The organism is Streptomyces sp. NPDC021224, assembly GCF_044332905.1.
Lineage (GTDB): Bacteria > Actinomycetota > Actinomycetes > Streptomycetales > Streptomycetaceae > Actinacidiphila.
In genome coordinates this window covers 158,507-184,312 of the sequence record NZ_JBIRPW010000004.1, presented here as the reverse complement: position 1 = coordinate 184,312, position 25,806 = coordinate 158,507, and the positions used below count along the sequence as shown (strand labels likewise).

The window sequence follows — 25,806 nt, the reverse complement described above, 5'->3', positions numbered from 1 at the left end:
TATGGGCGCCGATCACCCGATCACCCGTCAGTCCGCCCGTCGGCCCGTCATCCGGGACCGGCGCGCGGGCCCGCGGGCCGTCCGCCGTATCGAGGCCCCATGAGCCCCAAGAAGCGTCCCACCATCGCCGACATCGCCGAGGCCGCCGGTGTGTCCAAGGGCGCCGTGTCCTACGCGCTCAACGGCAAGGCGGGGGTCTCGGAGCAGACCAGGGCCAGGATCCTGGAGATCGCGGCGCGGATGGGCTGGCACCCCAGCAGCGCGGCCCGTGCGCTGTCCGACGGGCGCAGCGGCGCGGTCGGCCTCGTGGTGGACCGCCCGGCGTGGGTGCTGGGCATCGAGCCGTTCTTCATGCAGCTCATCTCCGGAGTCGAGGCGGGTCTCGCGGCCACCGGCACCGCGCTGCTGCTCCAGGTCACCGACGACGCCCGCGCCGAGGAGGCGGCCTACCGCCGCTGGTGGGGCGAGCGCCGGGTGGACGGGGTGCTGCTGGTCGATCTGCGCGAGCAGGACGCCCGGCTCGGCCTGGTCGCGGAGCTGGGCCTGCCCGCGGTGGTGATCGGGCACGCGGCGGAGTCCTCCGGGGTGCCGTCGGTGTGGATCAACGACGGCGCGGCCGTACGCGAGACCCTCGCGTACCTCGGAGCGCTGGGCCACCGCCGGATCGCCCGGGTCGCCGGCCCCGCCGACTTCGTGCACACCCGCGAGCGCAGCGAGGCCTTCGAGTCCGCCGCCGCGGAACTGGGCCTGGAGGGCGTGCCCTGCGTCTACACCGACTACTCCGGCGAGGCGGGCGCCCGTGCGACCCGGCGGCTGCTGTCGGGCTCGGCGCGCCCCACCGCGATCGTCTACGACAACGACGTCATGGCCGTCGCCGCGCTGAGCGTCACGCAGGAGATGGGCGTGCGCGTCCCCGGTGAGCTGTCCCTCGTCGCGTGGGACGACAGCGAGCTGTGCCGTCTGGTGCACCCGGCGCTGACCGCGGTCAGCCGGCGCGTGATGGAGTACGGCGAGCGGGCCGCCGCCGCGCTGCTCTCGCTCATCGACGGCGGCCCCGTCCCGGACATCCAGCTGCCCGCGCCCGCCCTCGTCCCGCGCGGCAGCACCGCGCCCCGGGGGGCGTGACCCCCGTCCCGCAGCGCCGTCCGCGCCCGCACCGCACCGGTGCGGGCGCCTTCGTGTGCGCTGCCCGAGTCGCCTGCGTTACATGGTGTTTCATGGCGCGGACCCCGTCGCGATCCCTTGACGGGCGGGAGGCGCGCTAGTTAAATCACGTCGCGATATAAGGCGTGAAACAAGTGATGAAACAAGCGTGCGGACCCCCTCACTGCACGCTTGACCCTGTCAGGCCCATGCCATCGTGCCGAGAAAGGCAACGACTCATGAGCGCAGCAACCCGGCCCCACACGGGCAGATCCACCGCATCCCGGCTGCGGCGCACCGCCGTCGGGATCCTCACCGCCGCCGCGGCGGCCGTCGTCCCGGTGCTCGCGGTCCCCACGTCCGCGCACGCCGCGGGCGAGAGCGTGCAGGTCTACCTCACCACCACCAACGACTCCGGCGGCCGCAACGTCGTCAAGGGTCTGGAGCAGCAGTCCGCGGTGTCCTTCGCCGCCGGCACCGGCGGCTCCGGGCAGAACGTCACGGTGGACGAGGGCACCACCTACCAGCAGTTCACCGGCGGCGGCGCGTCCTTCACCGACACCGCCGCATGGCTGATGAACAGCAGCGGGGCGCTGTCGTCGGCGACCCGCAACACGGTCATGCAGAAGCTCTTCGACCCGGTCAACGGCATCGGTCTGGGCTTCCTGCGCAACCCGATGGGCGCCTCCGACCTGGCCCGCAACAGCTACACCTACGACGACATGCCGGCCGGCCAGACCGACCCGACGCTCGCTCACTTCTCGATCGCCCACGACCTCGCTGACGTGGTCCCGCTCACCAAGCAGGCCCGCCAGCTCAATCCGAACGTCAAGGTCATGGGCACCCCCTGGACCCCGCCGCCGTGGATGAAGGACAACGGCGCCTACAGCCAGGGCTGGCTCCAGTCGCAGTACTACGCGGCCTACGCGCAGTACTTCGTCAAGTACCTCCAGGCCTACCAGGCGCAGGGCGTGCCGGTGGACTACGTCACCGTGCAGAACGAGCCCACCTGCTGCTCCGGCTACCCGTCGGCGCAGTGGAACGGCTCGGGTCTGGCGTACTTCACCAAGACGAACCTGCTGCCCGCGCTGCACGCGGCGGGCCTGCCCACCAAGGTCCTGGCGCTGGACTGGAACTGGGACACCTACGACAGCTACGCCGCGCCCACCGTCACCGACGCGTCGATCCGCGACGACCCCAACTTCGGCGGCATCGCGTGGCACGGCTACGGCGGCAACGTCTCCGAGCAGACCACGGTGCACAACCAGTACCCGAACCTGCCCGCCTTCGACACCGAGCACTCCGGGGGCACCTGGATCGGCAACCAGCAGAAGGAGGACATGGAGAACCTGATCGACTACACCCGCAACTGGGGCCAGAGCTGGGTCAAGTGGAGCCTCGCGGTCGATCAGAACATGGGCCCGCACAACGGCGGCTGCGGCACCTGCACCGGCCTGGTCACCGTGCACAACGGTGACAGCCGCAGCGGGCAGGTGGACTACACGATCGAGTACTACACGATGGGCCACCTCACGAAGTTCGTGAAGCCCGGCGCGACCCGTATCTCCTCCACCGACAACTCCACGATCCGCAACGTGGCCTGGCGCAACCCCGACGGCTCCAAGGCGCTCATCGCCTACAACGAGTCGTCCTCGGCGCAGACCCTGCGGGTCAACTGGGGCAACGAGAACTTCTCCTACTCGCTGCCCGGCGGCGCCTCCGCCACCTTCACCTGGGCGGGCACGCCCGGCACCGGCGGCGGCACCGGAACCGGCCACACCGGCACGATCACCGGCTACGGCGGCAAGTGCGTCGACGTGGCCGGTGCGAGCAGCGCCAACGGCGCGGCGGTCCAGCTCTACGACTGCAACGGCACCGGCGCCCAGCAGTGGACCGCCTCCGGCTCCGCCCTCCAGGCGCTCGGCAAGTGCATGGACGTCAGCTCGGCCGGCACCGCCAACGGCACCCAGGTCCAGTTGTACGACTGCAACGGCACCGGTTCCCAGGTGTGGACCCGCGGGGCGAACAACTCGCTGGTCAACCCGCAGTCCGGCAGATGCCTGGACGCCACGGGACCGAGTTCCGCCAACGGCACCCGGCTGCAGATCTGGGACTGCACCGGCGCTGCCAACCAGCAGTGGAACGCGCCCGCCGCGTGATCCGCTGAACCCCTGAACGGCCGGCTGCGGACCTCTCACCGCGGCCGGCCGCGCTGAAGGAAGAGAGTCGGACCGCCGGGTCCGCGCGACACGCGCGGGCCCGGCGGTCCGGCGTGTGCGGGGCACGCCGGAATAGGAACGGGGTCCACCGGGCATTCCAGCCGTCAACAGGTGTTTGTCAGACGTTGACCCGGCCGGCCGCGTGGGGGTGGGGCACGGCCACCCGCGCCGCCTAGTCTGAAGGAGGGTCCGATCCGCTCCGGTTGTGCGCATCCGTACGGTCCTGCCCGCTTGCTCCGTCCGCTCTGCTCCGCCCAGCCCTCACGCCGCGCCCCACGCTGCCGTGTCCCCACGCGCCGAGGAGTCCACCGTGTCCATCGCCCGCAACGAGGGGGCCGTCCGGCAGCGTGTGTCGCTGCGGACGGCGGTGATGCTGCTGCCGGTGGTCGCGGTCGCGGCGCTGGTGAGCAGCAAATGGACGGTGATCGGCTCCAGCGCGGGCCGGCTGGGTGAGGCGGACGCCGGATGGCTGGCCGTGGCGTGCCTGGCGGCCTTCATGACGTGGGTGTGCTCGGCCACCGCGCAGCAGGGCGCGGTCGTCGAGATGCTCCCGCCCGCGACGCTGCTGGCCACGCAGTTCGCCGCGTCCGCCGCCAACCACGTGCTGCCCGCGGGGGTCGGCGGCAACGCCGTCAACCTGCGCTTCCTGATGCGCCGCGGGCTGACCCCGACCCGGGCGCTCGCCGCGCTCGCGGTACGCGCCTGCGCCGCGGTCGCCGGCCGGGTGACGCTGCTGCTCACGGTGCTGCTGCTGTTCCCCGACGCCCTCCAGCTGCACCGGGTCACCGGGGGCGGTCCGCGGATGCCCGACCACCCGCTGGTGCTGGGCTGCCTGGCGGTGGCGGTCCTGGGCGGCGGGGTGCTGCTGACCCGCTGCGTGGGGCGGCTGCGCGACCGGCTGCGCGAGGTGCTCGGCTCGGTGCTGCACGACGTGCGGGTGCTGCACGGCAACCGGGCCCGGGTGGCGGCGCTGTGGGGCGGTTCGCTCGCCTTCCCGGCGATGCACGCGGCGGTCGTGGTCGCGGTGGTGCGCGCGGTGCACGCGCCCGTCCCGGTGAGCGGGGCGGTGGTGGCCTACCTGTTCGCGAGCACCGCGGCGGGCTGGCTCCCGACCCCGGCCGGGCTGGGCTCGCTGGACGCCGCGCTGGCCCTCGCGCTGGTCACCGCGGGTGCGTCGGGTGTCACGGCGACCTCCGCGGTGCTCGGCTACCGGCTGGTCACGACCTGGCTGCCGCTGGTCCCGGGCATGCTGGTGCTGGCGGTGCTGGTGCGCCGGGGGGAACTCTGAGCGGCACGGGCGAAGTTATTGGTACGGACCTTCGTCACAAGTATTGACGTGTACTTCGCCCCGCCAGTTAAATCACGTCCTGAACTAAGACGTGAGCGAAGCAATCCGGGGCGGCCGCCGCCGTCCCGTGGCCGCTCGGAGTCCGACAGTCCATCTGTCAGGGGCATGACCTGCTGCGCCCGTGCGCCGCCCGTCGTGCCCGCGTCCCGCCGCCCCTACCGAGGAGTCCGGCATGTCGGCAACACCCCCCACCCGACGTATCAGACGGATCCACCCCCTCCCGCTGCTCGCCGCGGCCGCGCTGCTGGCCGCCGCCCTCTTCCAGGCCGCCGCCCCGGCCGACGCCCGTACCGCCGCCGCTCCGGCGGTGGCCCCCGCGGCCGCCACCGCGACCTTCACCGACGACTTCAACGGCCCCGCGGGCAGCGCCGTCGACAGCTCCAAGTGGGGCTACGAGACCGGTGACAACGTCAACAACCACGAGCGCGAGTACTACACGAGCGGTACCCACAACGCCGCGCTCGACGGCAACGGCGACCTCGTCATCACCGCCCGCAAGGAGAATCCGGCCAACTACCAGTGCTGGTACGGCACCTGCCAGTACACCTCGGCCCGGCTGTCGACCCCGCAGAAGTTCACCCAGGCCTACGGCCACTTCGAGACCCGTATGAAGCTGCCGCGCGGCCAGGGCATGTGGCCCGCCTTCTGGATGCTCGGCAACGACATCGGCTCGGTCGGCTGGCCCAACAGCGGTGAGATCGACATCATGGAGAACGTCGGCTTCGAGCCCGGCAGCGTCCACGGCACCATCCACGGCCCCGGCTACTCCGGCTCGGCCGGCATCGGCGCGGGCTACACGCTGCCCGGCGGCCAGAGCTTCTCCGACGCCTTCCACACCTTCGCCGTCGACTGGGCCCCGGGCTCCATCACCTGGTCGGTCGACGGTCACGCCTACGAGACCCGCACCCCGGCCGACCTGAACGGCAACCGCTGGGTCTTCGACCACCCGTTCTACATCATCATGAACCTCGCGGTCGGCGGCTACTGGCCCGGCGACCCCGACGGCAGCACCACCTTCCCGCAGCAACTGGTCGTCGACTACGTCCACGTGACCACCTCCGACACCTCGGGCGGCAGCACCGGGGGTACCGGGGGCACCGGCGGCACGGGCGGCCACCCCATCACCGGCATCGCCGGGAAGTGCGTCGACGTCGCGGGCGCGAGCACCGCCAACGGCGCCGCGGTCCAGCTCTACGACTGCAACGGCACCACCGCGCAGAACTGGACGGTCGGCTCGGACGGCACGCTCCGCGCGCTCGGCAAGTGCCTGGACGTCACCGCGGCCGGCACCGCCGACGGCACCAAGGTGCAGCTCTACGACTGCAACGGCACCGCCGCGCAGAAGTGGACCGTCACCGCCGCCCACGACATCGTCAACCCGGCGGCGAACAAGTGCCTGGACGCCACCGGCAACAGCTCCGCCAACGGCACCCGGTTGCAGATCTGGACCTGCACCGGCGCCTCCAACCAGAAGTGGACCGTTACCGGCTGACCACCGCTCCGTCCCGCCCCCTCCGGGCCGCACCGGGCCCGGCCATGGCACTCCGCTCCCCGGCCGTGTAGGCATGGTTCCCGCGATGCACCATGCCTGCGTCCCGCACCACGCGTGACGTGACGGCAGGGGAGCGGAGGCAGGTCGCAATGAACGGGCGGAGGCACACCGGATGACGGACACCACAGGCGGCACGGCCCCGGGCGCGGGCGGCGGACGAGTGCTGGTGGTGGACGACGACGCCGTCATCCGCCGCTCCCTCGGCCGCGCACTGCGGCTGCGCGGCTTCACCGTCGCCGAGGCGGACGGCGGCGCCGCCGCCCTCGCCCGGCTGACCGGCGACGACCCGCCCGACGTGCTGGTGCTGGACATCTCGATGCCCGACATCGACGGCATCGAGGTCTGCCGCACCCTGCGCTCGGCCGGCAACGACCTGCCGGTGCTCGCCCTGTCCGCGCTCGACGAGGTCGCCGACCGGGTCGCCGGGCTCCAGGCCGGCGCCGACGACTACCTCGTCAAACCCTTCGCGCTGGACGAACTGGTGCTCCGGCTGCACGCGCTGCTGCGCCGCCGCCCGCCCCGCCCCGGCGGTCCGGTCCGCGCCTGCGGCCTGACCGTCGACCCCGACGCCCGCACCGCCACCCGCGACGGCAGCCCGCTGGACCTGACCCGCCGCGAGTTCGAGCTGCTGGAGACCCTCGTGCGCAACGCGGGCCTCGTCTTGACCCGCGACCAGCTGCTGGACCGGGTGTGGGGTTACGACTTCGACGTGCGCAGCGACGCCGTGGACACCTTCGTGAGCTACCTGCGCCGCAAGCTGGAGGCCGGCGGGCGCCCGCGCATCCTGCACACCGTGCGCGGCGTCGGCTTCGTGCTGCGCCCGGCCGAAGGCGCCGGACCCGCGGCCGGTGCGGGGGCGGGACCCGCACCCGCCGGGAGCGGCACATGAGGCTGACCACCAGGATCGCGCTGGCCGTCGCCGTCGTCGTCCCGCTGCTCGTGCTCGCCTCCGGATGGGTCATGGTCCGCCTCGTCACCCGGGACGTGCACGCCGCCACCGACACCCACCTGCGCGAAAGCGCCGCAGCCGCACGCCCCGAAGCCCTCTCGCTGCTGCGGGCGATGGCCAACGACCGCCCCGCGAGCGTCGAACAGGCCCGGCAGCGGAAGCTGTTCACCTCCGCGCTCGACGTCGGCATCCGGGTCGCCGGACCCGAGGGCACCGTCAGCGGCGGCCCGCAGCCCGCCGCCTCCGCCGCGCTCCCGGCGCCCGCCGACGCCGTCCGGCCCGTCACCGTGACCGCGGACGGCAGCGGCTGGCGCGCCCTGGCCGTCCCGCTCAGCAGCGTGCGGCCCGCCGCGCGCGGCACCCTGTGGCTCTTCTCCGCCGACACCGCGGGGCGCCGGCAGATCGCGCAGGTACGCCGCCGGGTGCTCACCGTCGCGCTGCTCACCGCGCCGGTCGCCGGACTCGCCGCCTGGCTCGCCGCCGTACGGCTCGCCCGCCCGCTGGCGGCGCTGCGCCGCCGCGCCGCCGGCATCGACCCGCGCACCGGCGCCGCCCGCCTGGACCACACCCCCACCGGCGTGCCCGAGGTCGACGACCTGGCCCGTACCCTGCGGACCCTGCTCGCCCGCTACGACGAACAGGCCGCCCGCACCGCCGAAGCACTCGCCACCGCCCGCTCCTTCTCCGCCGCCGCCTCCCACGAACTGCGCACCCCGCTCATGGGCATGCGCATCAACCTCGACGTGCTGGCGGGCGACCCCGCACCCGGCGCCGCCGAACGCACCGAGATCCTCGCCGACCTGCGGGACGGGCACGACCGGCTGCTCGGACTGCTGGTGATGCTGCGCACCCTCGCCGCGGGCGACCTCGTCGAGGCCGACGCCTTCGGGCCCGCCGACCTCGCCGACATCCTCGACGCCGCCGTACGCGACCTGCGCCGCGACCACCCCGCCGCGCGGGTGAGCGTCCACGCGGACGGGCCCTGCACCGTGCAGGGCTGGCCGCCGGGGCTGCGCAGCGCGGTGGACAACCTGCTCCGCAACGCGGTCGTGCACGGCGCCGGGGAGGTCGAGGCCGCCCTGACCCGCGCCCCGGACGGCGCCTCGGTGCGCCTCACCGTCGCCGACCACGGCCCCGGGGTGCCGCCCGACGCCCGCAGCGGGGTCTTCGCCCGCTTCCGCCGCCGCCCCGGCAGCCCCGGATCGGGCCTCGGGCTCGCCCTGGTGGGCCAGCAGGCCGCCCTGCACGGCGGCGCCGCGACCGTCACCGACCGGCCCGACGGCGGGCCCGGCGCGTACTTCGTCCTCGACCTGCCGACCGCCGTGCCCGAACTGCCGCGGCAGCGCGACTGGCTGGGCGGCGAGGACGCGGGAAGCTCCGGCGGGGCCGTCCGGGCGCCACAAGATTTCCACAAGGAGCGCTCCTAGCCTCCCCGGCGGGACGGGCGCCGCGCCCGCGGCGCCGCCACCGAGGAGGTCACCCATGCGCACCACCCGTACGGTCGTGCCCGCCGTCGCAGCCGTCGCGGCTCTGCTCGCCGCGGCGGGCTCCGCGACCGCCGACACCGGCAGCACGCCGTCGCCCTCGTCCACCGCGAAGTCCGCGGCCAAGGCGCCCCAGGGCGACGGCGCCCGCGCCCTGTGCCGCCGGCTGCCCACCGTGGACGCCCGCATCGACCGCGCCCTGGCCCGGCTCAACGGCCCGGCCACCGAACGCGGCTCGGTCGCGCGGCTGCAGCAGCGCGTCACCAACGCGCAGGCCAAGGGCGACACCGCCGTGGCCACCTACCTCAAGGGACGGCTCACCTTCCGCACCTCCCTGGTCACCACCCTCGGCCAGCGCTCCACCGACCTGGACGCCGTCCGCACCTGGTGCGGCACCCAGCACTTCCCGGTGAAGAAGCCGAAGTCGGACAAGGGCACCGGCAAGTGACCCGGCGTCAGGCCCTGGCCCTACTTCCGGCCGGTGCGCTGGCCGCGGCCCTGCTGCTCACCGGCTGCGGCAGCCACGACGGCGCCTCCGGCAGCACGGGTGCCACCTCCCCGGCCCCGGCCGCCTCCGACCTGGCCCACATGCAAAAGCTCGTGGACGACGCGGACTCCGCGGCCGCGGCGGCGGAATCCGACGCGGCCTCGGACAACTGACGCGCGCCGCCCCTCGCCGGGAGTGCTACTTGGCGTCCGCGTAGCACTCCACGGCATGCGTCTCCAGCGGGAAGGGCACCGGCGTGCCGCCGAAGACCAGCCTGCGGGCCTCGTCCGCGGACGAGGCCACCGCGGCCTCGACCGCGGGCGCCAGCTCCGCCGGGGTGTGCACCACCACCTCGTCGTGCTGGAAGAAGACCAGCCGCGGCGGGGCGCCGATGCGGGCCAGCTCGCGGCGCAGCGCCGCCAGCATCGCGAGCGCCCAGTCCGCGGCGCTGGCCTGGATCACGAAATTCCGTGTGAAGCGGCCCCAGGAGCGCGCCGCCCTGCGGTCCGGCGAGGCGCCGTCCGCGGGGTCCGCCGACTCGTCGAGGAAACGGTCGGCGGACGGCGCGGGCGACGTCCGCCCGAGCTGCGAGCGCACGATCCCGCCCGCCTCACCGGTCCGGGCCGCGGACTCCACCAGTGCGAGCGCGGCCGGGAAGCGCCGCCGCATCACCGCCAGCAGCTGGCCCGCCTCCCCGCTGGTCTGCCCGTACATCGCCGCCAGCAGCGCGATCTTGGCCCGCGGCCGGTCGCCCGCGAAGGCGTCGCGGGCGAGCGTCGCGTACAGGTCGCCGCCCGCCGCCGCCCGCGCCAGGCCCGGATCGCCGGACATCGCGGCGAGCACCCGCGGCTCCAGCTGCCCCGCGTCCGCCACGACCAGCCGGTGCCCCGGATCGGCGACCACCGCCGCCCGCAGCGGCCGCGGGATCTGCAGCGCGCCGCCGCCCCGGGTCGCCCACCGGCCGGACACCACACCGCCGACCACGTACTCGGGGCGGAAACGCCCGTCGCGCACCCACGCCTCGCGCCAGGCCCAGCCGTGCGCGGCATGGATCCGGGACAGCTCCTTGTAGCGCAGCAGCAGCTCGGCCGCCGGGTGCGCCACCTTGCGCAGCTCGTGCGAGCGGGTCGAGGCGAGCGGCACGCCCACCCGGGCGAAGGCGGGCAGCAGCTGCGCGGGCGAATCCGGGTTGACCGGGCGCCCGCCCAGCGCGTCCTGGATCTGCTGCGCGAGCCCGGCCAGCAGCGCGGGCCGCACACCGGCGGCCGGGCGCGGCCCCAGCAGGCCGGTGAGCAGTTCGTCGTGCGCCGCCGCGCTCCACGGCAGCCCGTCCCGCCCCATCTCGACGGCCGCCAGCGCGCCCGCCGACTCCGCCGCGCACAGCAGCCGCATCCGCTCCGGGTGCTCGCCCTCGGCGACCCGGCGCTGCTGGGCGGCGTGCACCTCCACCAGCGCGGCCAGCGCGTCCGTACCCGGCGGCAGGTGCAGCCGGTCGGCCGTGAAGAGCACCGGCTGGCCCTCCGCGCCGTGCTCCGGGGCGTCCGGCGGCTCCGGCAGCCCGCGCAGCCGCGCCCACGCGGCGCCCAGCGACCGCGGCCTGCCCCACCTGCCCTCCGCGCCGAGCAGCAGCGTCTCGACCAGCCGTACGTCGTGGCACCGCGCCAGCCGGACCCCGCCGCGGTCCAGCAGATCCGGATAGACCTCATCCGTCCCCGCCCACACCCAGCGCGGCGCGGCCGCCGCCTCGATCTCGCCGACCGCCGCCGCCAGATCCCCGACCGTCCGCACCTCCCCGACCGGTGCGCCCTGCTCGTCCACCCGGCGCAGCCGGCCGCCGCCGCCCACCGGGTCGGCCACGACGGCCACCCGCGCTGCCCTGGCGTCCACGGCTCCACTCACACCGCGAGCGTAGGTCCCGCCACTGACAATCCAGCCGGTCCCGGCCGTTCGGGGCGCGTGCGGGCACAACAACGAGCCCGGCGGCGCGAAGGCGCCTGCCGGGCTCGGCGGCGGACGGTCAGCCCTTCTGCTCGGCCTGGGCCTCCTGCACGGACTTGTGGACCTCGGCCATGTCGAGCGCGCGGGCCTGCGAGATGACGTCCTCCAGCGCGGGCTCGGGCAGGGCGCCCGGCTGCGCGAAGACGGCGACCTTCTCGCGGATGATCATGAGAGTCGGGATCGACTGGATCCCGAAGGCCTGCGCCAACTCGGGCTGCGCCTCGGTGTCCACCTTGGCGAAGACCAGGTCGTCGTGCTTGTCCGACGACTTGTCGTACACCGGGGCGAACATCCGGCACGGGCCGCACCAGGCGGCCCAGAAGTCGATGAGGACGAAGTCGTTCGAAGACACGACCTCGTCGAAGTTCTCCTTGGTCAGCTCCACAGTGCTCATGCCCCCCACAACGGGTGGCAGCGCCGGGAAATTCCGCCTGCGCGACCGGGTTCTTCACCCGTTCGGGTGATGCCGCTCGCCGCGACGGGCCGAGCGGCGGGACCGCTCGTTGGCCCCGGTATGGCACCGACGCAGACGAAGTGGACCCGCCAGCCGGACCCCTCGACGGCCCCTCCTCCCGCCGGAACGGTTCTGCACCCCTCGGCGGAGCCCCCCGTCTTCGCGGCCCTCGCCGCCCAGTGGCGCTCCGCCGGCCGCATGGTCCCCGGCCAGACCGACCCCGAATGGTCCGCCCTGGTCACCCACGTCCCCCACGTGACCCGCACCTGAGGCCCGCGAAGTCCCGCCTGGCGGACGGCGCCCGGCACGCACCCCCGCCGCGTCGTCGGGCTCGTCCGAGCAGGCCACCTACGAGGACGGTCCTCCGCCGTGCGATCGCACGCACCGGGCACCGTCCGCCCCGCCCTCCGGGCGGACGCCGGGACTTCGCGGATCCGCCCTAGCCCTCCGGGGGCTGCTCTCCGCGCACCAGGCACGCGGTCCGCGGCGAGGCCGCCGCTCCGCGTGGGCCGCCGGGGCGCCGCGCCCGGGGGGGGTCAGTCCGCCGGGCGGGGCAGTGGCTGGGGCGGCGGGGGGCCCGCGTACGTGCCGGTGGGGCGCAGGCGGAGCGGTGGCTCGGCGTACTCCTCCAGGGCGTGCGCGATCCAGCCCGCGGTGCGGCTGACGGCGAAGACCGCCTCACCGGCCTCCGCGGGCATGCCGGAGGCCACGGAGAGCACCGCGAGGGCCAGATCGACGTTGGCGTGCAGCGGCCTGTGCCGGGCCACCGTGTCGACCGTGTCGCGCGCCGCGGCCAGCGCGTCCGCCGCCTCCGGCACCTCCGCGAGCCGGGCGAGGAGCAGCCGCGCCCGCGGGTCCTCGCCGCGGTAGAGGCGGTGGCCGAGGCCGGGCACCCGCTGTCCGCCGCGCAGGTACTCGGCGACCACCGGCCCCGCACTGCCGCGGTCCAGCACCTCACGGAGCATGCGGTGCGCCAGCCCGCTGGCCTGCCCGTGCAGCGGACCGTCGAGCGCGCCGAGCCCCGCGGAGACCACCGCGTACGGGTGCGCCCGCGCCGAGGCCGCGACGCGCACGGCGAGAGTCGAGGCGGCCAGGCCGTGGTCGACGAGCAGCGCCAGCGCGGTGTCCAGCGCGCGCAGCGCCGCCGGGTCGGGCTCCCGTGCGGTCAGCCGTGCCCAGAGCCGTCCGGCGGTCGTCCCGCCGTCGGCGGCGGGTGCGCCGCCGGCCGCCGGCAGCGCGTCGACCAGGGTCGGGATGAGCCCCCGCGCGGACGCCAGGACCGCCTCCGGCGCGAGGTCGAAGCGCAGCGGGTCCGCGCAGCCCGCAGCGACGACCGCGACCCGCATACGGTCCATGGGACCGCTCCCGGCGGGCAGCGCTGCCGCCGCCGCGCGGGCGGCGGCCAGCGGCTCCGGGGGAGCGGTGAAGCGCGTGCCGGGCCGCACCCGGCCGGTCCACAGCCACTCCGCGACCTCCTCGAAGGCGTACGCCCCGGCGAGCGCGACCGCGTCCACCCCGCGGAAGGAGTACGTCGTGGTGGCGGTGTCGATGTGTGTGACGCCGCTGCGGATCCGCCCCCAGCCGCCGTCCGCGCCGCCGGAGTCCGCCCCCGGCTCGCCCGTGCCCGCGGCCTCCGTGCCGCCGGGCCCGGAGCGGCCGCGGGCGGCCAGCGCGGCCACCTCGGCGGGGTCGAAGGTGCTGCCCCGCCCGCCCGGCACCCGCCTGCTGCCGAGCAGCCCGCGGCTCACGTACGCGTACAGCGTCTCGGGCTTGACCCCGAGCCGCCGCGCGGCCTCCCGCGTGCCGATCCGCTCTCCGGTGCCGCCCTCGCCCACGCCGGTGTCCGCCGTCCCCTCAGCCATGGACGCCACCGTACCCACTTTCCGTCAACCCTCGTCCGCATTGATTCAATCAATATTGACAGAATTTCAATCAATCATGGACAGTCGAATCAAGAGCCGAGGAGGAGAACCCATGCGCACAACCGAATCGCCCGCCCCGTCCGCCCTGCTGGAGGCCCCGCGCGGGCTGAAGGGCGTGATCGTCACCGACACCGTGCTCGGCGACGTACGCGGCGCCGAGGGCTTCTACCACTACCGGGAGTACTCCGCGGTCGAACTGGCCGCGAGCCGCGGCTTCGAGGACGTCTGGCACCTGATGGTGCACGGGTCGCTGCCCACGCCCGCCGAGCGCGCCCGCTTCACCGCGCAGACCGCCGCGCTGCGCCACCTGTCGCCCGAGGTCAGTGCGGCGCTGCCGGCCGTGGCACGGGCCACCGGCGCCTCCGGCCCGCTCGCCGGGCTGCGGACGGCGCTGTCCCTGACGGGCGCGGCGGCCGGCTTCCGGCCGGTGTACGACCTGGACCCGGCCGCCCGGCAGGCCGACGCGCTGGCCGCGTGCGCCGCGGTGCCCACGCTGCTGACCGCCCTGCACCGGCTGGGCCAGGGGCTGGAGCCGGTCGAGCCGCGCGACGACCTGCCCCACGCCGCGAACTACCTCTACATGCTCACCGGCGAGGAGCCCGACCCTGTGCGGGCACGGGCGGTCGAGCAGTATCTGATCTCCACCGTCGACCACGGCTTCAACGCCTCCACCTTCACCGCCCGGGTCATCGCCTCGACCGGCGCCGACCTGGCGGCCTGCCTGGTCGGCGCGGTGGGCGCGCTGTCCGGGCCGCTGCACGGCGGGGCGCCGAGCCGCGCGCTGGACACCCTGGACGCGATCGGCACGCCGGACCGTATCGACGGCTGGCTGCGCGAGCACATCACCGCGGGGGAGCGGATCATGGGCTTCGGCCACCCCGTCTACCGCACCGAGGACCCGCGCTCGCGGCTGCTCAAGGGCATAGCCCGGGGGATCGGCGGCGAGCTGGTCGATTTCGCGGTGCAGGTCGAGGAGCGGGCCGAGGCACTGCTCGCCGAGCTGAAGCCGGGGCGGGAGCTGCACATCAACGTGGAGTTCTACGCGGGAGTGGTGATGGACCTGTGCGGGCTGCCGCGGGAGATGTTCACCCCGACCTTCGCCGCCGCGCGGGTCGTCGGCTGGAGTGCGAACATCCTTGAGCAGGCGGCCGACAGCAAGATCATCCGACCGTCCGCCCGCTACGTGGGCACACCGCCGCCCCGTCCCGTCCCGGCGGCCTGAGCGCACGTACCGACTGGTCGGTAATATGGTCGCGCCGGGAGGTGCCCGGTGCGAGGCCCACCCGGGAGGAGTCGCCCGTGCGCGCGATCCAGATCACCGAGTTCGGCGGACCGGAGGTCCTGAAGGAGGCCGAACTGCCCGACCCCGTCCCGGGGGAGGGGCAGCTGCTGCTGGACGTCGCATCGGCCGGCGTGAACTACGCCGACACGCACACCGTGGAGAATTCCTACCTCTCGCGCAGCACGCTCCCCCTGGTGCCGGGCGCCGAGGTCGTCGGCCGCACCGCCGACGGCCGTCGGGTGGTGGCCCTCACCGACAACGGCGGCTACGCCCAGAAGGCCGTCGTCCACGAGGGCATGGCGCACGAGGTGCCCGACGGCGTCACCGACGCGCAGGCGCTCGCGCTGATCATCCAGGGCGTCACCGCCTGGCACCTGCTGCGCACCTCGGCACGGATGGCCGCGGGCGAGAGCGTCGTCGTCCACGCCGCGGCGGGCGGCACCGGCTCGCTCGCCGTCCAGCTCGCCCGGCACTTCGGGGCCGGCCGGATCATCGCCACCGCGTCCACCCCGGACAAGCGCGACCTCGCCCTGGAACTGGGCGCCGACGTCGCCGTCGACGGCGCCCCCGAGGGGCTCACCGAACGGCTGACCGAGGCCAACGGCGGGCGCAAGGTGGACATCGTGCTGGAGATGACCGGCGGCCCCGTCTTCGACGCCTCGCTGGCCGCGCTCGCCCCGTTCGGCCGCCTGGTCGCCTACGGCATGGCGTCCCGTGTCCCGCCGACACCGGTGGAGCCCGCGCAGCTCATGGGCCGCTCGCGGGCCGTCGTCGGCTTCTGGCTGGCGCACTGCGTCGGCCGGCCGGGGATGTACCACGAGCCGCTCGGCGAACTGCTGGCCATGACCGCGGACGGCAGGCTGCGCCCGCAGGTCGGCGGCGTCTACGGCCTGTCGGAGGCGGCGCGCGCGCACACCGACCTGCGGGCGCGGCGTACGGTGGGGAAGCTGGTGCTCGACGTGACCCGATGAGTGGAACCAGGGGGTCGTCCCGCACGTTGCACCGGTGCAAGAGTGGAAATTGCAGGCACAATCACCACCAGTGCAGCACGTCGGGCCGCCGCCCGCGACCCGCGCCCCGCACAGTTCGGGAGGGGCTCATGCCACGCAACCGCTTCGCACCCGACCGGGGCCTGACGACCCGGATGGTCGTCACCATGTTCCTGATCGGGCTGCTGTACGTCGTCTTCGTCGGCGCGCTGCTGGCGCTGCTGCGCGGCTCCTGGCCGATCATCCTGGTCGTCGCGGGGCTGCTGTTCGTCGCCCAGTTCTGGTTCAGCGACCGCATCGCCTCCTTCAGCATGGGCGCCCGTGAGGTCACCCCCGAGCAGCAGCCGGAGCTGCACGGGGTGGTCGACCGGATCTGCGCGCTGGCGGATCTGCCCAAGCCCAAGGTCGCCGTCGCCCGGTCCGACGTGCCGAACGCGTTCGCGACCGGCCGCAACCAGAAGAACACGGTGGTGTGCGTGACCACCGGCCTGCTGCGGAGGCTGGAGCCCGAGGAACTGGAGGGCGTCGTGGCTCACGAGCTGTCCCACGTCGCCCACAAGGACGTCATGGTGATGACGGTCGCGTCGTTCCTCGGCGTCCTGGCCGGTGTCATCACCAGGATCGGCCTGTGGGGCGGCTTCCGGCGCAGCCGGGATCCCGGCACCACCGCGCTGGTCGTCCTGGTGCCGCTGGTCAGCGCCGCGGTCTACGTCGTGAGCTTCCTGCTCACCCGGATGCTGTCGCGCTACCGCGAGCTGTCCGCCGACCGCAGCGCCGCGCTGCTGACCGGCCGCCCCTCCGCGCTGGCCTCGGCGCTCACCAAGGTCAGCGGCGAGCTGGCCGCGATCCCCACCAGGGACCTGCGCGCCACCGAGCCCTTCAACGCCTTCTACTTCGCCCCCGCGCTCACCACCAGCGCCACCGTCTCCAAGCTGCTCGCCACCCACCCCAGCCTGGAGCAGCGCCTCGCCCAACTCGCCGCCGTCACCGTCGAACTGGACCGCCGCTGATGGGACTGCTCGATGTGCTCCTCGGCCGCAGCAAGCCCGTCAAGCCGGATCTCGACCAGCTCTTCGGGCTGGCCTCGGCCGCGCTGACCCTGGAGGCGGCGAGCGAGCTGCGCCCGACCGGACGCGGCGCGGTGTGCTTCGCCCCCGTCGAGGGCGGGGCCTTCACCGAGATCCAGCAGGATCTGCACGCCCTGCTGCCGCTGGAGTCCAGCCGTGACTCCTACGGCTACACCTGGCTGGAGTCCCGGCACACCCCCGACGAGACCAACGACCTGGTCACGGATCTGCACGCGGTCAATTCCGCGCTGGAGTCCGGAGGGTTCGGCCCGCAGCTGCTGTGCTCGCTCGTCTCCTTCCACGACCCCGGCGGCCCCGAGGACCGCCGGATGGCCCTCGTGTATCTCTACAAACGAGGCTCCTTCTACCCCTTCGCCCCACTGCCCGGGGAGAAGCGCGACCACGCTCTGGAACTCCAGGTCAAGGCCCTGGTCGCGAACGACCTGCGGCTGGAGCAGGACCTGGCGCGGTGGTTCCCGGTCTGGGGTGCCCCGGGCCTGAGCGGCTGAGCGCCGCGCCGCCGCGCCGTCCGCATGCCTAAGGTGGGGCTGTTGCCGGACAGATTCGTCAGGAGGCGCACCGATGACCACGTACGACCCCGCCACTGTGAAGATCAGCCCCGAATCGTGGGTGGCGGACCAGGCCAGGCGGTACGAGGAGTCCAACGGCACCGAGGCCACCGACATGAAGGGCTCGCCCTGCCTGCTGCTGGACTACCAGGGCTGGCGCAGCGGCGAGTGGCGGCGCACGGTGCTCATCTACGGCCGCTCCGGCGAGGATTATCTGATCGTCGCCTCCAAGGGCGGCGCCCCCGAGCACCCGCTGTGGTTCAAGAGCCTGATCACCAACCCCGAGGTGCACGTCCGGGTGCTCGGTGAGCGCTTCCCGGCCCGTGCCGAGGTGCTGACGCCCGAGGAGAAGGCCGAGGTCTGGCCGGATCTGGTGGAGGTCTACCCGCCGTACGAGGACTACCAGCAGAGCACCAGCCGCGAGATCCCCGTCATCCGCCTCACCCGCGTCTGACGGTTCCGGCCGGAACCGGACACCGGTAAGGGGCGCCCATCCAGGATGGGCGCCCCTTACATCAGTAGATCCGTTGTGCCGCTCGGCCTACCGGTCGGCGTGCTTGCCGCGTACCGCCATCCAGGTGGTCAGTGCGGCCAGGGCCAGTTCGAGGGCCAGCAGGAAGACCAGCGCGAGGCCGAAGGCGTGCGGGTAGCGGCCCGGCGCCCCGGCGCCCACCGCGCCGTAGAAGACGATGCCGATCAGCGCGATCCCCAGCGCGCCGCTGACCTGCTGGATGGTGGCGACGACTCCCGAGGCGGCGCCCACCAGGTGAGCGGGGACGGTGCCGAGCGCGGTGTGGGTCAGCGGGGCGATGACCAGCCCCATCCCGACGCCGTCGAGGAAGAGTCCGGGCACCAGCTCCCACAGGCTGCCCGTGGTCCCCGAGGCGTGCACCGCGGCCCACAGGGCGCCCAGCCCCGCGGCCATGGCCAGTGCCCCGGCGGGCACGGTCCGGCTGCCCAGACGTTCGGCGATGCGGTGCGCGGTGGTCGAGGTGAGCAGGTAGCCCGCGCCGATCGCCACGAAGACCACACCCGAGGTCAGCGCCTGCAGGCCGCGCCCGGCCTGCAGGTACAGCGCCAGGACGAGGAAGAACGAGCCCTGTCCCGACCAGAAGACCAGCTGCGCCACGGCGCCGGCGGCGAAGCCGCGCTGCCGGAAGAGCGCGATGTCCAGGACCGGGTCGCCGCCCGCCGCGCCCACCCGGCGCTGGTGTGCCACGAAGGCCGCGAAGAGCACCACGGAGCCGGCCAGGCACGCCCACGTCCACGCGGGCCAGCCCAGGGCGCGTCCCTGGATGAGCGGCAGCACCAGGGCGACCGTGGCGGCCGTGGACAGCGCCACTCCGGTGATGTCCAGCCGCGGGCGGCGCGGCGCCCGCGACTCGGCCAGCGCCCGCGGCGCCACCGCGAGTGCCACCAGCCCGATGGGCACGTTGATCAGGAAGCAGGCCCGCCAGCCGAGCCCGAGCACGTCCGCCTTGATCAGCAGTCCGCCGATGAGCTGTCCGAAGACCGCGCCCACGCCCATCGTCATGCCGTACATCCCGAACGCGCGGGCCTGTTCCCTGCCCTTCCACTCGGTCTGCAGGATGGCGAGCACCTGCGGGCCCATCAGGGCCGCGGACAGCCCCTGGCAGACCCGCGCCGCCACCAGGCTCCCGGAGGTCGGCGCCAGGCCGCAGGCGGCCGAGGTGGCGGTGAAGAACGCGAGCCCCAGCATGAACATCCGCCGCCGGCCGTGGATGTCGCCCAGCCGGCCCGCGGTGATCAGCCCGGTGGCCACGGCCAGGGCGAACCCGGCCACCACCCACTGGATGGCCGCGGTACCGGCGTGCAGGTCGCCCTGCACGGCCGGTATCGCCACGTTGACGATGAAGAGGTCCAGCGAGGTCATGAAGGTCGCTGCCAGCAGGACCGGCAGACCGAGCCCCGGCCGCCCGGCGGCCGGTGCCGCGTCCGCGGAAGCGGACGGGGAGAGCGTGGAGGTGGCCGAGGCCATGGCTGAACTCCTGTCACGAAGAGGATCGGTGGGGGGCGGGGCCGGTCAGGCGCCGGCCGGGACCTTGTCGAGGAAGCCGTGGACGCGCTCGATCAGGCCGTCCTCGCCGGTGGCGATGACGTCGAAGCCGACCACCAGCGACTCGCCCCCGGCCGGGCCCAGCTCCCAGGTGAAGCGGGCGATGTGGTGGTGGGCGTCGACCGGGCCGAGGGTGAAGACCAGGCCCGCGAACTGCGCCTGCACCGCGCCGATCACCGCGTCCAGCGCGTCCGGGCCGGTGACGTCGGCCAGCGGGTCGGTGTAGCGGGCGTCGGCGGCGAAGACCGCGCCGATCGCGGCGCGCCGGGCGGCCGGGTCGGTCTCGTTCCAGGCGGCGATGTACTGCTCGGCAAGCTGCTGGATGTCGCTCATGACGGGGTGTCTCCCTGCTGTCGCCGGCGCCTTGTTGCGCCGTGTCCTTGCAGGTCATGAAGTTACGGACCGCGCTGTACAGCCGAATCGGTCATCGTTAGGTAATCGCCGACCGGTCACCGGTGTACATGTCCGCCGACCCCTGCCGGACGGGAAGCGGCGCAGGTCAGCGTGGGTGCCGGCGTACCGCTCGGGGAGTGCCGTGCGGCGGGCGGTGCGCTGTCGCGGACGGTTCGGGGGTTGCCGCATGGCCGGGTGCGGGGAAGGGCGGGTGAAGGGCGTCGCCGCGCTAAGCGCCCGCTCAGCCGGACCCTTGCGAAAACTGGAACACGTTTCTACGATCGCGGGTGTGACATCGTCAGTGTCAAACCCGCCCGCACGCCCCGTCCCGCCCGGACCCGGCCCGCTGGCCGGGGTGCGGGTGGTCGAGCTGGCGGGCATCGGCCCCGGCCCCTTCGCGGCGATGCTGCTCGCTGACCTCGGCGCCGACGTCGTCCGCGTCGACCGCCCCGGCGGCCCGGGGCTGGGTGTCGCCCCGGCGGACGACCTGACCAACCGCAACAAGCGCTCGGTGCTGCTCGACCTCAAGACGCCCGAGGGCACCGCGGCCGCCCTCGACCTGGCCGAACGCGCCGACATCCTCGTCGAGGGCTACCGCCCCGGCGTCGCCGAACGCCTCGGTGTGGGCCCCGCGCAGTGCCTGGCGCGCAACCCGCGGCTGGTCTACGGGCGGATGACCGGCTGGGGCCAGGACGGACCGCTCGCCGCCACCGCCGGCCACGACATCGGCTACATCGCGATCACCGGCGCCCTGGCCCTGAACGGCCCCGCCGACCAAGCCCCCACCGCTCCCGCGAACCTGCTCGGCGACTACGCGGGCGGCGCGCTCTACCTCGTCACCGGCGTCCTCGCCGCCCTGCACCACGCCCGCACCCACGGTGCGGGCCAGGTCGTGGACGCCGCGATCGTGGACGGCACCGCCCACCTCGGCACCCTGCTGCACGGCATGCTCGCCGCCGGCCTCTGGCAGGACCGCAGAGGGTCCAACCTGCTGGACGGCGGCGCACCCTTCTACGGCGTCTACGCCACCTCCGACGGCGCACACATGGCCGTCGGCGCCCTCGAACAGCGCTTCTACGACACCTTCGCCACCCTGCTCGGCCTGACCCCGCAGCAGGCCGAGCTCCGCGACGACCCGGCCCGCTGGCCCGAACTGCGCACCGCCGTCGCCGACCGCTTCCGCACCCGCACCCGCGAGGAGTGGACGGCGGTCTTCACCGGCACCGACGCCTGCGCCGCGCCCGTCCTGTCGCTCACCGAGGCCCCGCGGCACCCCCACCTGGCCGCCCGCGGCACCTTCACCGAGGCGGGCGGCACCGTCCAGCCCGCGCCCGCGCCGCGCTTCTCCGCGACACCCGCCGCGCTGCGCCGCCCGCCGGCCCTCCCGGGCGCGCACACTGCGGAGGTGGCCCGCGACTGGGACGTCCCCGCCCTGACCGACCGCCGACGCGGCGCCGCCCCGCCCGGCCCCGCCGCCGACCGCCCATGACGTACGACCGCGTGCGGGCCGCGCCCCGCCGCCCGCGACCGCATCAGGAACCGACCCCGCCGCCCGCGCCGAACCCGCACAGAAAGGCCCGACGTTGAGCACCGACGCCTACGTCTACGACGCCGTCCGCACCCCCCGAGGGCGCGGCAAGGCCAACGGATCGCTGCACGGCACCAAGCCGATCGACCTGGTCGTCGGCCTCATCCGGGAACTGCGCGAGCGGCATCCCGGTCTCGACCCGGCCGCGATCGACGACATCGTGCTCGGCGTCGTCAGCCCGGTCGGCGACCAGGGCTCCGACATCGCGCGTGTCGCCGCCGTCGCCGCGGGCCTGCCGGACACCGTGGCCGGCGTGCAGGAGAACCGCTTCTGCGCCTCCGGCCTCGAAGCGGTCAACATGGCCGCCGCGAAGGTCCGTAGCGGCTGGGAGGACCTGGTGCTCGCCGGCGGCGTCGAGTCGATGTCGCGCGTCCCGATGGCCAGCGACGGCGGCGCCTGGATGATGGACCCGATGACCAACTTCGAGGTCGGGTTCGTCCCGCAGGGCATCGGCGCCGACCTCATCGCGACCCTCGGCGGCTTCACCCGCCACGACGTCGACGCCTATGCCTCGCTGTCCCAGGAGCGCGCCGCCGAGGCCTGGAAGGAAGGCCGCTTCGCCCGCTCCGTGGTGCCCGTGCGCGACCGCAACGGCCTGGTCGTCCTCGACCGCGACGAGCACCTGCGCCCCGGCACCTCACCCGAGTCGCTGGCCGCGCTCAAGCCCTCCTTCGCCGACATCGGCGAACTGGGCGGTTTCGACGCCGTGGCGCTGCAGAAGTACCACTGGGTCGAGAAGATCGACCACGTCCACCACGCGGGCAACTCCTCCGGCATCGTGGACGGCGCCGCGCTCGTCGCCATCGGCAGCCGGGAGATCGGCGAGCGCTACGGGCTGGAGCCCCGCGCCCGTATCGTGTCGGCCGCCGTGTCCGGGTCCGAGCCCACGATCATGCTCACCGGTCCCGCGCCCGCCAGCCGCAAGGCCCTCGCCAAGGCCGGTCTGACCATCGACGACATCGACCTGATCGAGATGAACGAGGCCTTCGCCGCCGTGGTGCTGCGCTTCGCCGCGGACATGGGTGTCGGGCTCGACAAGGTCAACGTCAACGGCGGCGCCATCGCCCTGGGGCACCCGCTCGGCGCGACCGGCGCGATGCTGCTCGGCACCGTCGTCGACGAACTGGAGCGCCGCGACCAGCGCTACGGCCTGGTGACCCTCTGCGTCGGCGGCGGCATGGGCATCGCCACCGTCGTCGAACGCCTCTGACCTGCCCCGCCCACGCCCCCACCCCGCCGCTACGGAGCCACCCGACATGAGCGAGCCCACCACCATCCGCTGGGAGCAGGACGCGGACGGCGTCGTCACCCTCGTCCTGGACGACCCGGCGCAGTCGGCCAACACCATGAACGCCGCGTTCACCGCCTCCCTCGAAGCGGTCGTCGACCGCCTGGAGGCCGAGGCCCAGAACGTCCGCGGGGTCGTCGTCACCTCCGCGAAGAAGACCTTCTTCGCGGGCGGCGACCTGCGCGACCTGATCCGCGCCACCCCCGAGGACGCCGCCGACGTCCTGGCCGGCAGCATGCGCGTCAAGCGCGCGCTGCGCCGCCTGGAGACCCTCGGCAGACCCGTCGTCGCCGCGATCAACGGCGCCGCGCTCGGCGGCGGCTACGAGATCGCGCTGGCCTGCCACCACCGCGTCGCCCTCGACACCCCCGGGACCAAGATCGGCCTGCCCGAGGTCACCCTCGGCCTGCTGCCCGGCGGCGGCGGGGTCGTCAGGACCGTGCGCCTGCTCGGCATCGCCGACGCACTCCTCAAGGTGCTGCTCCAGGGCACCCAGTACTCGGCGCCGCGCGCGCTGGCCGCCGGGCTGATCCACGAGGTCGCCGCCGACCGCGACGCGCTGCTCGCCGCCGCCCGCGCGTACATCGACGCCCACCCGCAGGCCCGGCAGCCGTGGGACGAACCCGGCTACAAGATCCCCGGCGGCACCCCGAAGAGCCCGGCCTTCGCCGCCAACCTGCCGGCCTTCCCGGCCAACCTGCGCAAGCAGCTCGCGGGCGCCCCCTACCCGGCGCCGCGCAACATCCTGGCCGCCGCCGTCGAGGGCTCCCAGGTCGACTTCGACACCGCGCAGGTCATCGAGGCCCGCTACTTCACCGAACTCGCCTGCGGCCCGACGTCGAAGAACATGATCCAGGCCTTCTTCTTCGACATGCAGGCCGTCAACTCCGGCGCGGGCCGCCCCGCCGGGATCCCCTCCCGCCCGGTCACCAGGGTCGCCGTCCTCGGCGCGGGCATGATGGGCGCCGGTATCGCGTACGCCTGCGCACGCGCGGGCATCGACGTCGTCCTCAAGGACGTCACCCCCGAGGCGGCCGCCCGCGGCAAGGCCTACTCCGAACGGCTGCTGGACAAGGCGCTCGCCAAGGGCCGCACGACACCGGAGAAGCGCGACGCGCTGCTCGCCCGCATCACGGCGACGGCGGAGCCCGCGGACCTGGCGGGATGCGACGCCGTCATCGAGGCGGTCTTCGAGGACGCGGCGCTCAAGCACAAGGTCTTCCAGGAGATCCAGGACGTCGTCGCGCCCGACGCGCTGCTGTGCTCCAACACCTCCACGCTGCCGATCAGCCGGCTCGCCGAAGGCGTCGAGCGCCGCGCGGACTTCATCGGCCTGCACTTCTTCTCGCCGGTCGACAAGATGCCGCTGGTGGAGATCATCAAGGGCGAGCAGACCGGCGACGAGGCACTGGCCCGCGCCTTCGACCTGGTGCGGCAGATCCGCAAGACGCCGATCGTCGTCAACGACTCGCGCGGCTTCTTCACCTCCCGGGTGATCAGCCACTTCATCAACGAGGGCGTCGCGATGCTCGCCGAGGGCGTCCCGGCCGCGTCCGTCGAGCAGGCCGCGGCGCAGGCCGGCTACCCGGCCAAGGTGCTGTCGCTGCTGGACGAGCTGACCCTGACGCTCTTCGTCCGGATCAGCCGCGAGACCCGCGCCGCGGTCGAGGAGGCCGGCGGCGTGTGGACCCCGCACCCCGCCGAGGCCGTCATCGGCCGCATGGTCGACGACTTCGGCCGCACGGGCCGCAGCGGCGGGGCGGGCTTCTACGACTACGCCGACGGCCGCAGGACCGGGCTCTGGCCCGGCCTGGCCGAGCACTTCGAGAAGCCCGGCACGCAGATCCCGCTGGAGGACCTGAAGGAGCGCATGCTCTTCGCCGAGTCGCTGGACACCGTGCGGCTGCTGGAGGAGGGCGTGCTCACCTCGGTCGCCGACGCCAACGTCGGCTCGGTGCTCGGCATCGGCTTCCCCGCCTGGACCGGCGGCGTCCTGCAGTACGTCAACGGCTACCCGGGTGGCGTGGCCGGCTTCACCGCCCGCGCGCGCGAGCTGGCCGCCACGTACGGCGAGCGCTTCACCCCGCCCGCGCTGCTGGTCTCCACCGCCGAGCGCGGCGGGACGTTCACCGACGGCGACCGGACGCGCTGAACCGCGCCCAGGAACGCGCCGGACGGCCGCTCAGGGCCCTCCGGCGCGTTCCGCGGCGTCCCGGTCCGGGTTGGCGGTCCCGGCGTCCTGAGCGGGCCACGGCGGCCCCGCTGGCGGTACGGGCCAGCCGGCCCACAGCTGTTCCTTCAGCGACCGCTGGAAGGCCGTCACGAGCGCCTGCACCACCAGCGGCTGCATCTGCGCCGACAGCGACCGTGCCGCGGGATCCGGACCTGCCTCCTGGCCCGGCCCGCCCACCGTCTCCCGGAAGATCCGGGAGATCGCGCCCGCCGCCGCCCGCGCGTGCTCCTGGAGCGCCTCCCGGGCCGCGACGATGGCCTCCAGCGGGACGGGCGTGTCCAGCAGCCGCAGCCCCAGGTGCAGGACGCCCGGGTCGGCGACGAAGGCGTCGGGGTCCGCGGTGCGCTCCAGCACGGTCATCGCCACCAGCCGTGCCACGTCCGCCTCACCCAGCGGGCGGCCCGCCCGCCGCTCCAGCTCGCCGCGGTCCAGCCGCGCGCTGCCCTCGGGCAGCCAGGACGCCACGAGCGCCCGGTGGATCGCCAGGTCGTGCTCGCCCACCCCGGCCGGCAACTGCGCCAGGTAGCGCTCCACCGCCGCGAGCGTCAGACCCTGCTGCCGCAGCTCGCCGATGAGCGCCAGCCGGGACAGGTGCCCCGGCCCGTACCTGCCGACCCGGCGCGGGCCGATCTCCGGCGGCGGCAGCAGGCCGCGGGCGCTGTAGAAGCGAACGGTGCGGACGGTCACCCCGGCGCGGGCGGCGAGCTCGTCGACGGTCAGGGCGGTCTGCGGCACCGCATCAGTATTGCCGTGCCGCCGCCCCC

Annotated in this window: 23 protein-coding genes; 17 read left to right on the top strand and 6 right to left on the bottom strand. The window is 74.3% G+C overall.

Annotation, left to right across the window (positions count from 1 at the left end; all coding sequences use genetic code 11):
* The first annotated feature begins 99 nt into the window (after nt 1-99).
* From ACH4PY_RS12520 to ACH4PY_RS12485, 8 genes are all read left to right on the top strand, one after another.
* Nucleotides 100-1,125, top strand: coding sequence for a LacI family DNA-binding transcriptional regulator (locus tag ACH4PY_RS12520; RefSeq protein WP_398179829.1), 1,026 nt, complete (start codon nt 100-102; stop codon nt 1,123-1,125).
* A 257-nt stretch (nt 1,126-1,382) separates the two neighbouring features.
* Nucleotides 1,383-3,302, top strand: a complete 1,920-nt coding sequence (locus tag ACH4PY_RS12515) for a ricin-type beta-trefoil lectin domain protein (RefSeq protein WP_398179826.1) — start codon at nt 1,383-1,385, stop codon at nt 3,300-3,302.
* Between the two features lie 370 nt (nt 3,303-3,672).
* Entirely contained in the window at nt 3,673-4,650 is a 978-nt protein-coding gene (locus ACH4PY_RS12510) for a YbhN family protein (protein WP_398179823.1), read from the top strand.
* A 232-nt stretch (nt 4,651-4,882) separates the two neighbouring features.
* A complete protein-coding gene (locus ACH4PY_RS12505; RefSeq protein ID WP_398179820.1) occupies nt 4,883-6,202 on the top strand; it encodes a ricin-type beta-trefoil lectin domain protein in 1,320 nt (439 codons plus the stop codon).
* 172 nt (nt 6,203-6,374) lie between these two features.
* Nucleotides 6,375-7,151 carry a response regulator transcription factor gene (locus ACH4PY_RS12500; protein WP_398179817.1) on the top strand — a complete coding sequence of 259 codons (777 nt, stop codon included), beginning with the start codon at nt 6,375-6,377 and terminating at the stop codon, nt 7,149-7,151.
* Nucleotides 7,148-8,638: a sensor histidine kinase gene (locus ACH4PY_RS12495; protein ID WP_398179814.1), complete on the top strand. Its 1,491-nt coding sequence runs from the start codon at nt 7,148-7,150 to the stop codon at nt 8,636-8,638. Before ACH4PY_RS12500 ends, ACH4PY_RS12495 begins: the two co-directional genes overlap by 4 nt.
* A gap of 55 nt (nt 8,639-8,693) precedes the next feature.
* Nucleotides 8,694-9,143 carry a hypothetical protein gene (locus ACH4PY_RS12490; RefSeq protein WP_398179812.1) on the top strand — a complete coding sequence of 150 codons (450 nt, stop codon included), beginning with the start codon at nt 8,694-8,696 and terminating at the stop codon, nt 9,141-9,143.
* Complete coding sequence (locus ACH4PY_RS12485; RefSeq protein WP_398179809.1) at nt 9,140-9,355, top strand: hypothetical protein; 216 nt, start codon at nt 9,140-9,142, stop codon at nt 9,353-9,355. The genes ACH4PY_RS12490 and ACH4PY_RS12485 overlap by 4 nt, the downstream gene beginning before the upstream one ends.
* Nucleotides 9,356-9,380: 25 nt before the next feature.
* Here ACH4PY_RS12485 and ACH4PY_RS12480 read toward each other — a convergent pair whose 3' ends face one another.
* Both ACH4PY_RS12480 and trxA read right to left on the bottom strand, forming a co-directional pair.
* Nucleotides 9,381-11,081: a bifunctional 3'-5' exonuclease/DNA polymerase gene (locus ACH4PY_RS12480; protein WP_398179806.1), complete on the bottom strand. Its 1,701-nt coding sequence runs from the start codon at nt 11,079-11,081 to the stop codon at nt 9,381-9,383.
* 118 nt (nt 11,082-11,199) lie between these two features.
* Nucleotides 11,200-11,574, bottom strand: a complete 375-nt coding sequence (trxA, locus tag ACH4PY_RS12475; protein WP_398179803.1) for a thioredoxin — start codon at nt 11,572-11,574, stop codon at nt 11,200-11,202.
* A gap of 120 nt (nt 11,575-11,694) precedes the next feature.
* On the opposite strand from trxA, the gene ACH4PY_RS12470 reads away from it, so the two are divergent.
* Nucleotides 11,695-11,904 carry a hypothetical protein gene (locus ACH4PY_RS12470; RefSeq protein ID WP_398179800.1) on the top strand — a complete coding sequence of 70 codons (210 nt, stop codon included), beginning with the start codon at nt 11,695-11,697 and terminating at the stop codon, nt 11,902-11,904.
* 266 nt (nt 11,905-12,170) lie between these two features.
* On the opposite strand, the gene ACH4PY_RS12465 is transcribed toward ACH4PY_RS12470, so the two are convergent.
* Nucleotides 12,171-13,496 (bottom strand): citrate/2-methylcitrate synthase, encoded by a 1,326-nt coding sequence (locus tag ACH4PY_RS12465; RefSeq protein ID WP_398179797.1) that lies wholly within the window; start codon nt 13,494-13,496, stop codon nt 12,171-12,173.
* 112 nt (nt 13,497-13,608) lie between these two features.
* Between ACH4PY_RS12465 and ACH4PY_RS12460 the strand changes: the two genes are divergently transcribed.
* From ACH4PY_RS12460 to ACH4PY_RS12440, 5 genes are all read left to right on the top strand, one after another.
* Complete coding sequence (locus ACH4PY_RS12460; RefSeq protein WP_398179794.1) at nt 13,609-14,778, top strand: citrate synthase; 1,170 nt, start codon at nt 13,609-13,611, stop codon at nt 14,776-14,778.
* A 77-nt stretch (nt 14,779-14,855) separates the two neighbouring features.
* Nucleotides 14,856-15,809: a zinc-binding alcohol dehydrogenase family protein gene (locus ACH4PY_RS12455; protein WP_398179791.1), complete on the top strand. Its 954-nt coding sequence runs from the start codon at nt 14,856-14,858 to the stop codon at nt 15,807-15,809.
* A 128-nt stretch (nt 15,810-15,937) separates the two neighbouring features.
* Nucleotides 15,938-16,837, top strand: coding sequence for a zinc metalloprotease HtpX (htpX, locus tag ACH4PY_RS12450; protein WP_398179788.1), 900 nt, complete (start codon nt 15,938-15,940; stop codon nt 16,835-16,837).
* Nucleotides 16,837-17,403 carry a hypothetical protein gene (locus ACH4PY_RS12445; protein ID WP_398179785.1) on the top strand — a complete coding sequence of 189 codons (567 nt, stop codon included), beginning with the start codon at nt 16,837-16,839 and terminating at the stop codon, nt 17,401-17,403. The genes htpX and ACH4PY_RS12445 overlap by 1 nt, the downstream gene beginning before the upstream one ends.
* A 73-nt stretch (nt 17,404-17,476) precedes the next feature.
* On the top strand, nt 17,477-17,917 hold the full coding sequence (locus ACH4PY_RS12440) for a nitroreductase family deazaflavin-dependent oxidoreductase (protein ID WP_398179782.1): 441 nt from the start codon (nt 17,477-17,479) through the stop codon (nt 17,915-17,917).
* Between the two features lie 87 nt (nt 17,918-18,004).
* Here ACH4PY_RS12440 and ACH4PY_RS12435 read toward each other — a convergent pair whose 3' ends face one another.
* Both ACH4PY_RS12435 and ACH4PY_RS12430 read right to left on the bottom strand, forming a co-directional pair.
* A complete protein-coding gene (locus ACH4PY_RS12435) occupies nt 18,005-19,462 on the bottom strand; it encodes an MFS transporter (RefSeq protein ID WP_398179779.1) in 1,458 nt (485 codons plus the stop codon).
* Between the two features lie 45 nt (nt 19,463-19,507).
* On the bottom strand, nt 19,508-19,873 hold the full coding sequence (locus ACH4PY_RS12430; RefSeq protein WP_398179776.1) for a nuclear transport factor 2 family protein: 366 nt from the start codon (nt 19,871-19,873) through the stop codon (nt 19,508-19,510).
* A 349-nt stretch (nt 19,874-20,222) separates the two neighbouring features.
* Between ACH4PY_RS12430 and ACH4PY_RS12425 the strand changes: the two genes are divergently transcribed.
* The 3 genes from ACH4PY_RS12425 to ACH4PY_RS12415 all read left to right on the top strand — a co-directional run bounded on the left by ACH4PY_RS12425 (nt 20,223) and on the right by ACH4PY_RS12415 (nt 24,961).
* A complete protein-coding gene (locus tag ACH4PY_RS12425) occupies nt 20,223-21,422 on the top strand; it encodes a CaiB/BaiF CoA transferase family protein (RefSeq protein ID WP_398179773.1) in 1,200 nt (399 codons plus the stop codon).
* A 94-nt stretch (nt 21,423-21,516) separates the two neighbouring features.
* Complete coding sequence (locus ACH4PY_RS12420; protein ID WP_398179770.1) at nt 21,517-22,731, top strand: acetyl-CoA C-acetyltransferase; 1,215 nt, start codon at nt 21,517-21,519, stop codon at nt 22,729-22,731.
* 46 nt (nt 22,732-22,777) lie between these two features.
* Nucleotides 22,778-24,961 (top strand): 3-hydroxyacyl-CoA dehydrogenase NAD-binding domain-containing protein, encoded by a 2,184-nt coding sequence (locus ACH4PY_RS12415; protein ID WP_398179767.1) that lies wholly within the window; start codon nt 22,778-22,780, stop codon nt 24,959-24,961.
* A 30-nt stretch (nt 24,962-24,991) separates the two neighbouring features.
* Here the strand turns inward: ACH4PY_RS12415 and ACH4PY_RS12410 are convergent, their stop codons facing one another.
* Nucleotides 24,992-25,777, bottom strand: coding sequence for a MerR family transcriptional regulator (locus ACH4PY_RS12410; RefSeq protein WP_398179764.1), 786 nt, complete (start codon nt 25,775-25,777; stop codon nt 24,992-24,994).
* Nucleotides 25,778-25,806: the final 29 nt, after the last annotated feature.